This window comes from Bradyrhizobium sp. CCBAU 45394, assembly GCF_028128655.1.
GTDB classification, from domain to species: Bacteria; Pseudomonadota; Alphaproteobacteria; order Rhizobiales; family Xanthobacteraceae; genus Bradyrhizobium; species Bradyrhizobium diazoefficiens.
Genome location: NZ_LBIX01000004.1, coordinates 569253 through 582299 on the forward strand (window position 1 = coordinate 569253; position 13047 = coordinate 582299).

Annotated in this window: 13 protein-coding genes; 5 read left to right on the top strand and 8 right to left on the bottom strand. The window is 65.2% G+C overall.

Annotated features, from left to right (window positions below):
• Positions 1–257: 257 nt before the first annotated feature.
• Positions 258–554 carry a hypothetical protein gene (locus WN73_RS03415; protein WP_038965684.1) on the top strand — a complete coding sequence of 99 codons (297 nt, stop codon included), beginning with the start codon at positions 258–260 and terminating at the stop codon, positions 552–554.
• A gap of 184 nt (positions 555–738) precedes the next feature.
• Positions 739–2262: a hypothetical protein gene (locus WN73_RS03420; RefSeq protein ID WP_271551423.1), complete on the top strand. Its 1524-nt coding sequence runs from the start codon at positions 739–741 to the stop codon at positions 2260–2262.
• 6 nt (positions 2263–2268) lie between these two features.
• Here the strand turns inward: WN73_RS03420 and WN73_RS03425 are convergent, their stop codons facing one another.
• Positions 2269–3570 carry an MFS transporter gene (locus tag WN73_RS03425; protein WP_110117201.1) on the bottom strand — a complete coding sequence of 434 codons (1302 nt, stop codon included), beginning with the start codon at positions 3568–3570 and terminating at the stop codon, positions 2269–2271.
• On the bottom strand, positions 3567–3887 hold the full coding sequence (locus WN73_RS03430) for a hypothetical protein (RefSeq protein ID WP_271551424.1): 321 nt from the start codon (positions 3885–3887) through the stop codon (positions 3567–3569). The genes WN73_RS03425 and WN73_RS03430 overlap by 4 nt, the downstream gene beginning before the upstream one ends.
• A gap of 71 nt (positions 3888–3958) precedes the next feature.
• On the opposite strand from WN73_RS03430, the gene WN73_RS03435 reads away from it, so the two are divergent.
• From WN73_RS03435 to WN73_RS03445, 3 genes are read left to right on the top strand one after another with little or no spacing between them, the layout of a single operon-like run.
• Positions 3959–5173, top strand: coding sequence for an ABC transporter substrate-binding protein (locus WN73_RS03435; RefSeq protein ID WP_110117203.1), 1215 nt, complete (start codon positions 3959–3961; stop codon positions 5171–5173).
• Between the two features lie 7 nt (positions 5174–5180).
• Positions 5181–6914, top strand: a complete 1734-nt coding sequence (locus WN73_RS03440) for an FAD-dependent oxidoreductase (protein WP_110117204.1) — start codon at positions 5181–5183, stop codon at positions 6912–6914.
• A gap of 19 nt (positions 6915–6933) precedes the next feature.
• Positions 6934–7728: an IclR family transcriptional regulator gene (locus WN73_RS03445; protein ID WP_110117205.1), complete on the top strand. Its 795-nt coding sequence runs from the start codon at positions 6934–6936 to the stop codon at positions 7726–7728.
• A 194-nt stretch (positions 7729–7922) separates the two neighbouring features.
• Here the strand turns inward: WN73_RS03445 and WN73_RS03450 are convergent, their stop codons facing one another.
• The 6 genes from WN73_RS03450 to WN73_RS03475 all read right to left on the bottom strand — a co-directional run bounded on the left by WN73_RS03450 (position 7923) and on the right by WN73_RS03475 (position 13047).
• The gene (locus WN73_RS03450; protein WP_110117206.1) at positions 7923–8702 is read right to left on the bottom strand and encodes an SDR family NAD(P)-dependent oxidoreductase; all 780 of its coding nucleotides are present in this window, start codon (positions 8700–8702) and stop codon (positions 7923–7925) included.
• Positions 8703–8760: 58 nt separating this feature from the next.
• On the bottom strand, positions 8761–9351 hold the full coding sequence (locus WN73_RS03455) for a thiamine pyrophosphate-dependent enzyme (RefSeq protein ID WP_271551426.1): 591 nt from the start codon (positions 9349–9351) through the stop codon (positions 8761–8763).
• Positions 9351–9893: a thiamine pyrophosphate-binding protein gene (locus WN73_RS03460; protein WP_271551428.1), complete on the bottom strand. Its 543-nt coding sequence runs from the start codon at positions 9891–9893 to the stop codon at positions 9351–9353. Before WN73_RS03460 ends, WN73_RS03455 begins: the two co-directional genes overlap by 1 nt.
• 325 nt (positions 9894–10218) lie before the next feature.
• Positions 10219–10908 (bottom strand): GntR family transcriptional regulator, encoded by a 690-nt coding sequence (locus WN73_RS03465; protein WP_231166568.1) that lies wholly within the window; start codon positions 10906–10908, stop codon positions 10219–10221.
• A gap of 120 nt (positions 10909–11028) precedes the next feature.
• The gene (locus tag WN73_RS03470; RefSeq protein WP_271551431.1) at positions 11029–11772 is read right to left on the bottom strand and encodes an aspartate/glutamate racemase family protein; all 744 of its coding nucleotides are present in this window, start codon (positions 11770–11772) and stop codon (positions 11029–11031) included.
• 9 nt (positions 11773–11781) lie between these two features.
• Positions 11782–13047, bottom strand: coding sequence for an NAD(P)/FAD-dependent oxidoreductase (locus WN73_RS03475; protein WP_271551433.1), 1266 nt, complete (start codon positions 13045–13047; stop codon positions 11782–11784).

The window sequence follows — 13047 nt, forward strand, 5'->3', positions numbered from 1 at the left end:
AGGTCGGCGTTCATGCGCGCCGATCCGTCTGCTTAGACGATATTCAATATGCCAGCAACGCTGGACGGGCGCGACGAGACATCGTCTTATTGATGAGCCAACTTCAACCGCATCCAACCCGTCATGCGGCAGGACGGACATTGTCAGCGCCTGCGTTGACCTCCACTTTTGGGCCATTCCATAAGTAGGCCCTAGTCCGGCAGCGGCCCGGTATGCTTTGATGCGTGGGGGAGGAACCGAGACGCAAGGGTGGCCTGATGTACATACTCATTCGAAAATACACCAAGGTTCGTTCGGTCGCGGATGCTGCCCGCCGCGCCAAAAGCGGCGTCGGTCAGATCCTGAGGGAGTCGCGCGGCTTCAAGTCTTACTATGTGCTGGATGGGGGCGAAGGCGTTGGTGTCGCCGTGATGATATTTGAGGACCGCGAATGCGCCAATGCGGCGAACGACAAGGTGATGGAGTTCGTTCAAGCAAGCATGCATGACCTTGATCTCGGGGATCCCGAAATCATCGCCGGAGAAGTCCTGGTGAATATAGAATCTGCCGCGTAGATGCTCGCATGGCTACTCACGCCTTGACATGCGCCAGGCTCTGCTCGCGCAACGCCAGCTATGGCCAGAACTTTGCCCAGGGCTGCGCCGCTTCGAACGTAGCGGGGCTAATGGTTCGGGCGGCTGCATTTGCTTTTGGCAGCACGCATAAGTAAGGCGTCAGGACGTGCATACAAGACGGCGAATGCCACGCGGCGGACTTCTTGACGCAGCACGGGCGACAGGGCTTGCGCTGCTCGCGGCCGGAACATCGTGCGCAGCGCACGCCGCCGCCGTGGCGATCGCGCCTGCGGGGCTGCAAGCGATCGGTACCATCGATCCCCGCTTTCAGTCCTACAACATCGAGATGGTGGAGGTGACCGGCGGGCGGTTCTGGAAGCCTTATCCGCAAGCGATGCGCGCGTGGGCCGACAAGGATCGCTACAGTTACAGACCTCCAATCGATCTCGGCAACACGCGTCTGCGCAAGCTCGCGGCGGCGTTGTCGCCGGCTTATCTGCGCGTGAGCGGCACCTGGGCCAATGCGACGTTCTTCGTCGACACCGAGAGTGCGCCAGCCGCGCCGCCACCGGGGTTCAACGCGGTGCTAAGCCGCGCGCAGTGGCGCGGCGTCGTCGACTTTGCGCGCGCGGTCGATGCAGAGATCGTCACCTCCTTTGCCATCAGCCCAGGCAGCCGCGATGCGGATGGCCTTTGGAGGCCGGATCAGGCGCAACGCCTGATCGACTATACGCGCTCGCTGGGCGGCCACATCGCCGCCGCCGAATTCATGAACGAGCCGACGCTCGCGGCGACCAACGGTGCGCCGCCCGGATACGATGCGAAGGCTTATGTCCGCGATGTCGGGATCTTTCGCGAGTGGATGCTGCGCGCCGCGCCGCAGACGCTGATCGTCGGACCAGGCTCGGTCGGTGACTCAACTTCCGCCGGCGCGTCCGGCCTCCGCACGCGCGACCTGCTCGCCGCCTCGGGCGCCGGTGTCGATCGCTTCTCCTATCATCACTACAACACGATCTCGCCGCGCTGCGGCGGCCGCGATGAGCCGGCACGCGCGCTGTCCGAAGCGTGGCTCGCCCGCACCGATGCCGCGCTGGCGACCTACAAGTCGCTGCGCGACGAATTGGCGCCGGACAAGGCGATCTGGCTGACGGAAACCGCGGACGCCGCCTGCGGCGGCAACCGCTGGGACAAGACTTTCCTCGATACGTTCCGCTATCTCGATCAGCTCGGACGGATGGCCAGGGCTGGCGCTCAAGTGGTGATGCACAACACGCTGGCCGCGAGCGATTACGGACTGCTGGACGAGAAGACGTTCCGCCCGCGGCCGAATTATTGGGGCGCGCTGCTCTGGCGTCGGTTGATGGGTACGACGGTGCTCGACGCAGGCGCCGCGATGGCACCCGGCCTCCATGTCTACGCGCACTGTCATCCGTCGAAGCGCGGCGCCGTGACCGTGCTCGCGATCAATATCTCGCGCAGCACAGCGCGCACGATCGTGTTGCCGCTGCCCGCCGAGCGCTACACCTTCCAGGCCGCTAGGCTGGAAGGCACAACCGTGCAACTGAACGGCAACACGCTGGCCCTGACCGACGAAGATGGGCTGCCGCACCTCGCCGGGCGCGCGACCGCGGCCGGCGCAGTGCACCTTGCACCCCAGACCATCACCTTCCTCGCCATTCCGGGCGCCGCGAACTCCGCCTGCCGATGACGGCGCTCACGATTTGAGCGCGTCGCGCGCCGTCTCCGGCGCCATCAGCGTCGCGACGATCGTGATGATCGACAGCGCGATGATGTAGACCGACACCGCCCAATAGGAGCCGGCCCATGCGAGCAGCGCGGTTGCGATCAACGGCGAGAAGCCGCCGCTGAGCGCGGCCGCGACGTTGGCACCAAGCGATGCGCCGCTGTAGCGCACCTGGGTGCGGAACAGTTCCGGCATGAACGCGGCCTTCGGCCCGAACAGCAGCGCATGCGTCAGCGTCATCGTGACGACGAGCGCGAGCGTGATCAACGCCGGGTCCCTGGTGTCGAGGAACCAGAACAGCGGAAACGCCAGCGCCACCGAGAACACGCCGCCGGCGAGATACAGCGCCTTGCGGCCGAAGATATCGGACAACCAGCCTGCAAGCGGCAATGTGGCGAATTCGACGATCGCCGCATAGACCACCGCATCCAGGATAACCTGGCGCGGCAGGCCGAGCTTTGTCGTGGCGTAGACCACGGTGAAGACGGTGAGGAGGTAGGCGAGCCCGACTTCCGAGACCGTGATGCCGATCGCCAGCAGGAAGCTGCGCCAGTCGCGGCGCAGCACTTCCCAGACCGGCTGCGCCAGCACCTCCTTGCGCTCGACCACCTCCTTGAAGTGGGGCGTCTCCGCAAGCTTCAGCCGCACGACGAAACCGACACCGACGAGCACAATGCTGATCAGGAACGGCACGCGCCAGCCCCAGCTCAGGAAGTCGGCCTCAGGCAGCTTCGTCATCAGGGCGAAGATGCCGGTGGATGCGGCAACGCCGACAGGAAAGCCGATCTGCACCAGGCTGCCGTAGAAGCCGCGGCGATTGCCGGCATGCTCGATCACCATGACGACCGCGCCGCTCCATTCGCCGCCGAGCCCGATGCCCTGGACGAAGCGCAGGACGATGAGCAGGATCGGCGCCCACACGCCGATCTGGCTGTAGGTCGGCAGGCAGCCGATCAGGAAGGTGCCGAGCCCCATCGCGATCATGGTCGCGACCAGCATTGTCTTGCGGCCGAGCCGATCGCCATAATGCCCGATGATCGCGCCACCGATCGGCCGCGCCACGAAGCCGACCGCATAGGTCGAGAATGCCACCAGCGTGCCGACAAAGGGATCGAAGCTCGGAAAAAACAGCTTGTTCAGCACCAGCGCCGCCGCCGTGCCGTAGATCAGGAAGTCGTACCACTCGATCGCGGTGCCGAGCGCGCTCGCCCACACCACATGCGCCGTCGTCGATCGCTCCGCCGCGCCGGAGACCCCCGTTGCTGCCGTCATTCCATGCCCCAAAGATTCCCGACGGCATCATGGCCAATCGCGGTGGCGGTTGCAACCTGCGGGGGTGTTGCTGCTGCGATGACCACAGCGGGAATGGTGGCGCACAACTGCATCAACGCCGTCATTGCGAGGAGCTCGCGACAAAATTGCGTGGCAATTTTGCGCTGATGCGACGAAGCAATCCAGACTGCCTCCACGGAAAGAGTCTGGATTGCTTCGCTGCGCTCGCAATGACGGGTGTTGAAGCAGTTGCGCTTCCCGTCGTCCGCCAGCACGGAGGAACCTTCCGGGCTTTTATTCGCCATTGACAAATTCATTCGCTAATATCTAACTTGTCGCCATGATAATCGGCCGCGCCAAGCGGCCCACAAAAAGAGAGGGAACGACGATGAGAGGGTTTTTGGCCTGCGCCATGCTCGCGGCCATGACTTCGGCTGCCATGACGTCAACCGCGACCGCGCAGGTCTCCGACGACGCCGTGCGGATCGGCGTGCTGACGGACCTGTCAAGCTGGGGCCGCGACAACAGCGGGCCGGGGTCGGTCGAAGCCGCGAAAATGGCGGTCGAGGAATTCGGCCCCACCGTGCTCGGCAAGCCGATCGAGATCATCAGCGCCGACCATCAGATGAAGACCGACGTCGGCGTCCAGATCGTGCGCGGCTGGTTCGACAACGGCAAGGTCGACGCCGTCGTCGACATCCCCAATTCCGGCATCGCGATCGCCGTGCACAACATGGTGCGCGAGCGCAACAAGATCGCCCTGCTCTCGGGCCCCGGCGCGAGCTCGCTGACCGACGAGCTGTGCAGCCCGAACACCGTGCATTTCACCTACGACACCTACGCCCTGTCGAAGGTGACCGCCTCCGCCGTGATCAAGGAGGGCGGAAAATCCTGGTACTTCATCACCGCGGACTATGCCTTCGGCCAGCAGCTCGAGAAGGACGCCACGCGCTTCATCAACGAGATGGGCGGCAAGGTGCTTGGTGGCGTGAAGCACCCGACCAACACCGCGGACTTCTCCTCCTTCGCCCTCCAGGCACAGAGCTCGAAATCCGACGTCGTCGCCTTCGCCAACGCCGGCCAGGACACCGACAACGCCATCAAGCAGTCCGGCGAGTTCGGCCTGGTCCAGGGCGGCCAGAAGCTCGTCGGCCTCTTGATGTTCGACACCGACGTGCATGCGATCGGCCTCAAGGCCGCGCAGGGCACCTACATGACCACGGCCGCGTACTGGAACATGGACGAGGCCACCCGCGCCTGGTCGAAGAAGTTCTACGAGCGCACCAAGGTGATGCCGACCATGATCCACACCGGCGTCTACGGCTCGGTGTTGCATTACCTGAAAGGCATCAAGGCGGCCGGCACCGACGATCCCGCCAAGGTGATGGCCAAGATGCGCGAGCTGCCGATCGAGGATATCTTCGTCCATGGCGGCAAGTTGCGCGAGGACGGCCGCGTCATCCGCGACATGTATCTGGCCAAGGTGAAGTCGCCCGAACAATCTAGGGAACCCTGGGATTACCTGGAGATCATCAAGACGGTGAAGGGCGAGGACGCCTTCCGTCCGGTCTCCGAGTCCAAATGTCCGCTGCTGAAGAAATGAGGCACGCATGACCGGCAACGAGCATAGCGCAACTGAGACTTACGAGTGCGATGTGCTCGTGGCCGGATCGGGCGCCTCCGGCATGTCGGCCGCGATCACCGCGCGCTATCGCGGCCTCGACGTGCTGATCGTCGAGAAGGAGCCGCGTTTCGGTGGCACCACTGCCCGCTCCGGAGGCTGGCTCTGGATCCCCGGCACCTCGCTGGCGAAGGCCTATGGCATCGAGGAGACGCCGGAGCAGGCCCGCACATACCTGCGACACGAGGCCGGCAACAATTTCGATGGCGCGCGCATCGATGCATTCCTGAGCGCCGGCCCCGAGGCGGTGGATTTCTTCACCACCAGGACAGCCCTGCGCTTCGACATGCCGCTGGTGTTCCCGGACTATCACGCCGAAGCACCGGGCGGCGCGCAGGGCGGCCGCTCCATGGTGACGCGCCCGTTCGACGGCCGCGAGCTCGGCGAGCAGATCAGGACGCTCGGCATGCCGCTGCCGGAGCTGACCGTATTCGGCATGATGCTGGGCTCCGGCAAGGAGATCATCCATTTCATGCGGGTGACGAAATCGCTGACCTCGGCGGTGTATGTCGCAAAGCGACTGTCGCGGCATCTGATGGACGTGCTGCGCTACGGCCGCGGCATGACGCTGACCAACGGCAATGCGCTGGCGGGACGGCTGGCGAAATCCGCGCTCGATCTCAAGATTCCGATGTGGCTGTCTTCTCCGGTGCGCGAGCTGACGGTCGAGAACGGAGCTGTCACCGGCGCGATCGTGTCGCGCGAGGGACGCGAGGTGCGTGTTCGCGCAAGGCAGGGCGTCGTGCTCGCCTGCGGCGGCTTCCCGCACGATGTCGAGCGGCGCAAGAAGATGTTTCCGCATGCGCCGACCGGCAACGAGCATTTTTCGCCGGGTCCCACCGGCAACACCGGCGACGGCTTGCGCCTTGCGGAAAGCGCCGGCGGACATGTCGAGGACCGTCTGCCGAATGCCGCGGCCTGGGTGCCGGTGTCGCTCACCACGCGCAAGGACGGCTCGAAGGGCGTGATGCCGCATTTCATCGACCGCGCCAAGCCCGGCGTGATCGCGGTGATGCGCGACGGCAGGCGGTTTGCCAATGAAGGCAATTCCTACCACGACTTCGTCCAGGCCATGGTCAAGGCGGCCAAGCCCGGCGAGGAGATCGCGGCGTACCTCGTCTGCGATCACAAGACGCTGCGGAAGTACGGACTCGGCTGCGTGCCGCCCTTCCCGATGCCGCTGGGTCATCACCTCAGTACCGGCTATCTCATGCGTGGCGACACGCTGGAGGCGCTTGCGGCGAAAGCCGGCATCGACGCCACGGCCTTCGCCGAGACGGTCAGGCAGTTCAATACGACCGCGCCGCTGGGACATGACGCCGCCTTCGGCAAGGGCTCGAAGGCCTACAACCGCTACCAGGGCGATGCGCTGCACGGCCCCAATCCGTGCGTCGCGCCGATCGAGAACGGTCCGTTCTACGCCATCAAGATGGTGATCGGCGACCTCGGCACCTATGCCGGCATCGTCACCGATGAGAACGCGCGGGCGCTGGACGCCGAAGGCCGGGTCATCCCCGGCCTCTATGCCGCCGGCAACGACATGGCGAGCATCATGGGGGGCAATTATCCCGGCGCCGGCATCACGCTTGGGCCGGCGCTGACCTTCGGCTACATTGCCGGTCGTCATCTTGCCGACAGCGCCGCCAAGCGCAACGCGGCGTAAGCGGAACGCCAGGAGGCGCATGAAGAGAGAAAGCCGCGGCATCCAGTCGATCGAGGTCGGCGGAGAACTGCTCCGCGCCCTCGCCCGCAGCGGCGAGCCGATGATGCTGCGCGATCTCGCACGCGAGGCCGGCATGACGCCGGCCAAGGCGCATCCCTATCTCGCCAGTTTCTCGCGCATCGGGCTGATCGAGCAGGACGAGACCACCGGCCGCTACGAGATCGGCGCGCTGGCGCTGGAGCTCGGCCTCATCAGCCTGCGCCGCCTCTCCGGCGTGCGGATCGCCGGACCAAAGATCGCGGCGCTTGCGAGCCAGATCGGCCATGCGGTCTCGCTGGCCGTCTGGGGCACGCATGGTCCGACCGTGGTGCAGCTCGAAGAGCCGGGTCAGCCCGTGCACATCGTGATGCGGGCCGGCTCGGTGATGGCGCTGCTGGAGACCGCAACCGGCCGCGCCTTTGCGGCCTTCCTGCCGGAGAAGACCGTCAATGCCGCGCTCGAAAGCGGCCTCGACCGTCACGGCGTCGGTTACAATCCGAAGCGGGCGGTGAAAGGCGCGAAGGTCGCCGACATGCTCACCGAGGTCCGCAAGCACGGCCTCGCCCGCGCGCTGGGCGATCCCCTGCCCGGCGTCAATGCGTTCTCGGTACCAGTGTTCGATCACGCCGGCCATGTCGCGCTGGTCATCACCGCGATGGGGCCGGAAGGCACGTTCGATGCCCGCTGGGACAGCCCGATCGCGCATGCCTTGCGCGACTGCGCCGGCGGGATTTCGAAGCGGCTTGGCTACGGGATGACGATCGCGGCGGAGTGAGCGATAGTTCTCCGAGTCGTCCTGGCGAAAGCCAGGACCCATACCGCGTGATCTATCGAGCGCGGTCGGTCGTCGTACCGAACGTCGAGTTTTCGCCAAATATCTTTCCGGGGTAATGGGTTCTGGCTTTCGCCAGGACGACATCGAAGACTTCGCCGACTGCTTCGTCCTCCGCTCGCGATGCCGCGCGCCCCCTACTTCTCCTTCACCGGCACCGTGTAGTTCAGGATCAACCGGCCGCCATCGGGATAGATCGTCTGCCCCGTGATGTAGGACGCATCGTCGCTCGCCAGGAACGCAACAACAGAGGCCACTTCGCTCGGCTCGCCGCCGCGGCCGATCGGTGTACGCGACAGCACGGTCTTGCGCGCATCCTCGGACGTGTAGATCGCGGAGGCCACCATGTCGGTCAGGATCGTGCCCGGCCCGACCGCGACGACACGGATGTTGTGCGGGGCGAGCGCGACAGCCGCGACCGAGGTCAGCTGCTTCATGCCGCCCTTCGACATCGCGTAGGTCGCAAGCGCAGGGATCGCCAGCAGCGCGTTCACCGAGGACATGTTGATGATGACCCCGCCGCCGCCCTGCGCGATCATCTGCTTCGCCGCCGCCTGCACGCCGAAGAACGCGCCTTTCAGATTGATGCCGATGATCTCGTCGAATTCCTCTTCGGAGATCTCGAGGATGTCCCGGTTGCGGGCGACGCCGGCGTTGTTGACCATGATGTCGAGCCGGCCGAACTCCTTCACGGCGGTGGCCACGAGCTGATCCACGTCGGCGCGCTTGGCGACGTTGCCGACGACGGTGCGCAAGGCGTCCGGCCGTCCCAATTCAACCGCCGTCGCGGCAAGTCCCTCGGCATCGACGTCCGAGATGACGACCTTGACGCCGTCGTCGAGGAACCTCTTCGCGCAGGCCTTGCCGATGCCGCGTGCCGCGCCGGTGATGGCGGCGACCTTGCCGGATAGTTTCATGGTCTCACTCCAGAGTAGCTGCTTAGGCAGCAGGCTATCGCCGGGTGAGATACCCGGCTCAGGCCGCCGCAAATCCGAGATGAGCACGGAACCGGTTCTTGATAAAGACGGCATCGCGTGAAGGCAGCGAGCGCGGCGGATTTTCTGCCAGAACCTTGATGACGAAGAGTCGCGGCCCCTCGCCCGGGGAGGCGATCTGCGCCACGAGACGTTCCACCTCGGCGATTGTCCGCGCGGTTCCGGTCGCGGCAAAGCCGCAGGCCATGGCAATCGCGGTGAGATCGACGCCGCGCCCGGTGTGGCTCGCCTGCATCCCGGTCTCGCCGAAATGCTGGTTGTCGATCACAACGATGTCGAGATTGCGCGGGCGCGCGACGCCAATGGTGGCGAGGCCGCCGAGGCCCATCAATTGCTCGCCGTCGCCGGTCAAAGCGAGAACGCGCTTTCCGGGCTGTGCCTGCGCCAGTCCAAGCCCGATCAGCGCGGCGCCGCCCATCGCGCCCCAGAGATAAAAATTGCCATCGTGGTCGCCGACGGAATGAAGATCATAGGTCGGGGAGCCGAGACCGGCGACGACCAGCGAGTCCTTGCGGTTCCTGAGAAGCGCAGCGACGGCGGCACGGCGATCGAGTTGAGCTTGCATTGACATCACCACTTCTTCTTGCCGATCAGGCGCTGTCCGATCAGCACTGCGATTTGCTGATCGGCATCGTAGGCGAGCGATGCCGCCGATTCGACCGTCTCGACCAGATCCTCCGGCGTCTCCGCGCGCATCACCTTCAGCCCGATCGCCTCCAGCGAGGGCTGCGTGGCCCGGCTCATCGGCACCTGCCAGGGATTGAACTCGGCCCATTCGCCGCGCATCGTCACCAGCATCAGCAGCGGAAAGCGGCCGATCGCCGAGAGCGACAGCATGTTGATGCAATTGCCGACCCCGCTCGACTGCATCAGCAGCACGCTGCGCTGGCCGCCGAGCCAGGCGCCGGCGGCAATCGCGACGCCCTCCTCTTCCGTCGTCAGCACGTTGGTGGTGACGTCGCGGTCGGCCGAGAACATGCGGATGAGCTGGCTGTGGCCGGCATCCGGGACGTATGACATCTGCCTGACGTCGGCGGCCTTCAGGACGCGATAGAGCTCGGACGGCCAATCATCGCTGCTGCGCGTTTCAGGATTCGGTTGAGGGCTGTGCACCGCTTGTCTCCGTGAGTCTCGGATGAACGCTAGCGATGTTCGCGCGCGAAAGCTCTGACCGTCTGGCACGATCTGGTATCGACGGATTGTATAGCTGACGCTCTTTCGGATGAATCTAATACGAGCGCGATGCGCATTGCTGCGCCCTCTCCCCCTGTGGGAGAGGGCATCACCGCAGGTTGACGCGAGCTCACTTGGGTGAGGGGTTTGTCTCCGCGCACTCATGCGCGTTTGTAATTCCCGGAGAGATACCCCTCATCCGGCGCTTCGCGCCACCTTCTCCCACAAGGGGAGAAGGGAGGGCACCATCATCGAGGCTTGCTGCTCAATTCGCCGCCGACCTCGCGGCCGGCATGTAAATTTGCGCGTAGCCTTCCTTGATCGCAGACGTGATGCGGTCGAGGCGGCGGTCGATGTGCTTCTCCAGCACGGAGACGCAGGCCTCCTCATTGCGCGCCTTCAACCCTTCGACGACGGCGCGGTGCTCGGCTTGCGTGTTGGAGCGGTTGACGCGGTCCATGTCGATCCAGCGCACGAAGCGGATGCGGGCGTTGACGTTGCGCAGCACGCGCAGCATCTCGGCGTTGTTCGACATCGCCATCAGCCGTTCGTGAAAGGTCTCATCCAGCTCGACCAGCTCCACCGAGGAGCGCTCGCCGGGATCGGGACCGGTCGCCTCGAGGAATTTCAGGAGCGCGTCGATATCCTCGTCCTTGGCGCGCTTGATGGCGAGACGCACCGAAGCGACCTCGATCGACTTGCGCAGCTCGTAGAGATCGAAGATCTCGTGTGCGTCGAGCTCGCGGCAGAAGAAGCCCTTGCCCGGCGTGAAGCGCAGGAAACCTTCGGTGTTGAGACGGTTGAGCGCCTCGCGCAGCGGCGTGCGGCTGACGCCGAGGCGTTTTGCCAGCTCGCCTTCGTTGAGCCGTTCGCCCGGCTTGAACTCGTAGCTCACGGCCATCGCCTTGAGCTGCTCATAGACGCGATCGACGATGCTATCGGAAGCCAGTTCCACGTTGCTTTTCATAAGCTGCATTCATGCCCGAACACAGCCCAATATACCGGGGCTGTGAAGACGATTGCAATGCAAAGGACAGCGTAGCAGCGTTTGTTCAGAGCTTTACGACACCCGGAATCAGGCGAAGACGCGCGGGCGCAGTCCAGCATGAAACCAGGTGATCATGGAATAGATATCATAGACCGGCAGCCCGACCTCGGCCTGCAACGCCGCCGCATAAGGCGGCATGTTGGTGCATTCGAGCACGATTGCGCCGACGTCGGGGTTCTTTGCGACCAGCAGCTTGCCCGCCTCGACCACGTCGCGCTCGGCCAAGCCGACGTCCATGTCGTCCTTCTCGGCCTTGATCAGGACGCGGAAAAATTCCTTGCCGTTCTCAGTGCCGACCAGCGGCGTGTCGAGCGGCACGCCGGCACCTTCGAGATGCGCCGGCGTCAACGTCGAGCCCGACACCGTGACGAGGCCGACGCGCTTGCCGGGCGGCAAGGTCGCCTGCACCCACGGCACCTGCATCAGCGACGAGGTCGCAACCGGCACGCCGACGGCCGCCGCGATCTCCCTCTGGAACAGCGAGAGGAAGCCGCAATTGGTGGTGATGGCCTCCGCACCAAGCCGCACCAGGTCCTTGGCCGCGTCGATGAAGTCAGGCAGCAGGCCGGCCGCGCCCTTCAGCACCACCTTCTCCGGCGAGGCGCCGCTCACCACGCGATAGAGCACGGGGAACGGCCAGGTCGTGCCGTTGCCCATGTCGCCGGGAATGCGCGGAAAGCGCGCTTCCAGCATCAGGATACCGAGCGGCGCGCCATAGATGGCCTTGCCGCCACGGGCGATGCGGGAGGATGAGTTGGCAGGAGTGGTCATGGTGCGACCTCAGAGGAAGCGAGTGGGCGAAAACGGCGCGAGCGGAATCTCGGGCTGCTTGCCGCTCAGAAGCTGGGCGACGAGACGCCCGGTGCGGGCCGAGCCGACCAGGCCGACATGGCCATGGCCGAAGGCATAGACGATGTCGCGCGAGGCGCGCGCGTGGCCGATGCAGGGCAGTCCGTCCGGCATGCTCGGACGATGACCGAACCAGGTCTTGATGCGCGAGGCCGGAATGTCCCTCGGAAGTTTCGGGAACATGCTGAAGAGATGGTCGCGCAAGATCTCGGCGCGCTTCCAGTTCGGCGCGGCCTCGAGGCCGGCGATCTCGACGGTGCCGGCGGCGCGCAGGCCCTTGTTGGTCCAGTTCACGACCATTTTCGCGTCGGACGCCATCATCGAGCTGCGCGGACCGGATTCCGGGTTCTCGATCATGACGTGATAGCCGCGCTCGGTCTCGAGCGGCAATGAATCGCCCACGGACGCGGTGAGCTGCTTCGATCTGGCGCCGGCGGCGACCACCGCAGCATCGCAAGCAATCTCACCAGTCTCGGTGACGACAGCGACGAGCTTGTTGCCGGAAAGCTTCAGCCCCGTCGCCTTGGCGCGCACGAGCTTGGCGCCGCTGGCCAGCGCGTGATTGGCCAGTGCTGCAACGTAAGCGCCGGGATCGCGGCAGCGGCCGGCTTCTTCCACCACCACGCCAAAGCTGTAGCGCGGATGCAGGTCCGGCTCGCGCTGACGCATCTCGTCGGCATTGAGCTCCAGCCACTCGACCCCGACACGCTTGCGCAGCCGCCAGCCGAGATCGTGGTCAAAGTTGCCGCGCGACGGGAAGACATGCATCACGCCGTTGCGCTCGACCAATTCGGGGACACCGGCTTCTTCCGCGAGCTTCCGGTGCAGCAGCGGCGCGTCCTTCAGGAGATCGCGGAGCGCGAAGGCGGTCTTTTCCACGCGCGCCTCGGTCCAGCCCGAGAGCAGGTACTTGATCAGCCAGGGCAGTGCCTTCGGCAAATACGACCAGCGGATCGCGAGCGGGCCGAGCGGGTCCATCAGATAGAACGGCACCTTCTTCCAGATGCCAGGTTCGGCCGGCGGAATCACCGAATGCGAGGAGAGCCAGCCGGCGTTGCCGTAGCTCGCCGCCTGTTCGCCACCGGGCTCGCCGGGGTCGATCAGCGTGACGCGATGGCCCTCGCGCAGCGCCTCGATGGCGCTGATCACGCCGACCGCGCCGGCTCCGATGATGGCGACATGGCGGCCTTCGGGCAT

Coding starts and splice junctions, on each gene's coding strand:
- WN73_RS03430 (WP_271551424.1), bottom strand. CDS start 3,887: ATGAATTTGTCAATGGCGAATAAAAGCCCGGAAGGTTCCTCCGTGCTG.
- WN73_RS03475 (WP_271551433.1), bottom strand. CDS start 13,047: ATGCCCGAAGGCCGCCATGTCGCCATCATCGGAGCCGGCGCGGTCGGC.
- WN73_RS03455 (WP_271551426.1), bottom strand. CDS start 9,351: ATGTCAATGCAAGCTCAACTCGATCGCCGTGCCGCCGTCGCTGCGCTT.
- WN73_RS03420 (WP_271551423.1), top strand. CDS start 739: ATGCCACGCGGCGGACTTCTTGACGCAGCACGGGCGACAGGGCTTGCG.
- WN73_RS03450 (WP_110117206.1), bottom strand. CDS start 8,702: ATGAAACTATCCGGCAAGGTCGCCGCCATCACCGGCGCGGCACGCGGC.
- WN73_RS03470 (WP_271551431.1), bottom strand. CDS start 11,772: ATGACCACTCCTGCCAACTCATCCTCCCGCATCGCCCGTGGCGGCAAG.
- WN73_RS03440 (WP_110117204.1), top strand. CDS start 5,181: ATGACCGGCAACGAGCATAGCGCAACTGAGACTTACGAGTGCGATGTG.
- WN73_RS03445 (WP_110117205.1), top strand. CDS start 6,934: ATGAAGAGAGAAAGCCGCGGCATCCAGTCGATCGAGGTCGGCGGAGAA.
- WN73_RS03425 (WP_110117201.1), bottom strand. CDS start 3,570: ATGACGGCAGCAACGGGGGTCTCCGGCGCGGCGGAGCGATCGACGACG.
- WN73_RS03415 (WP_038965684.1), top strand. CDS start 258: ATGTACATACTCATTCGAAAATACACCAAGGTTCGTTCGGTCGCGGAT.
- WN73_RS03435 (WP_110117203.1), top strand. CDS start 3,959: ATGAGAGGGTTTTTGGCCTGCGCCATGCTCGCGGCCATGACTTCGGCT.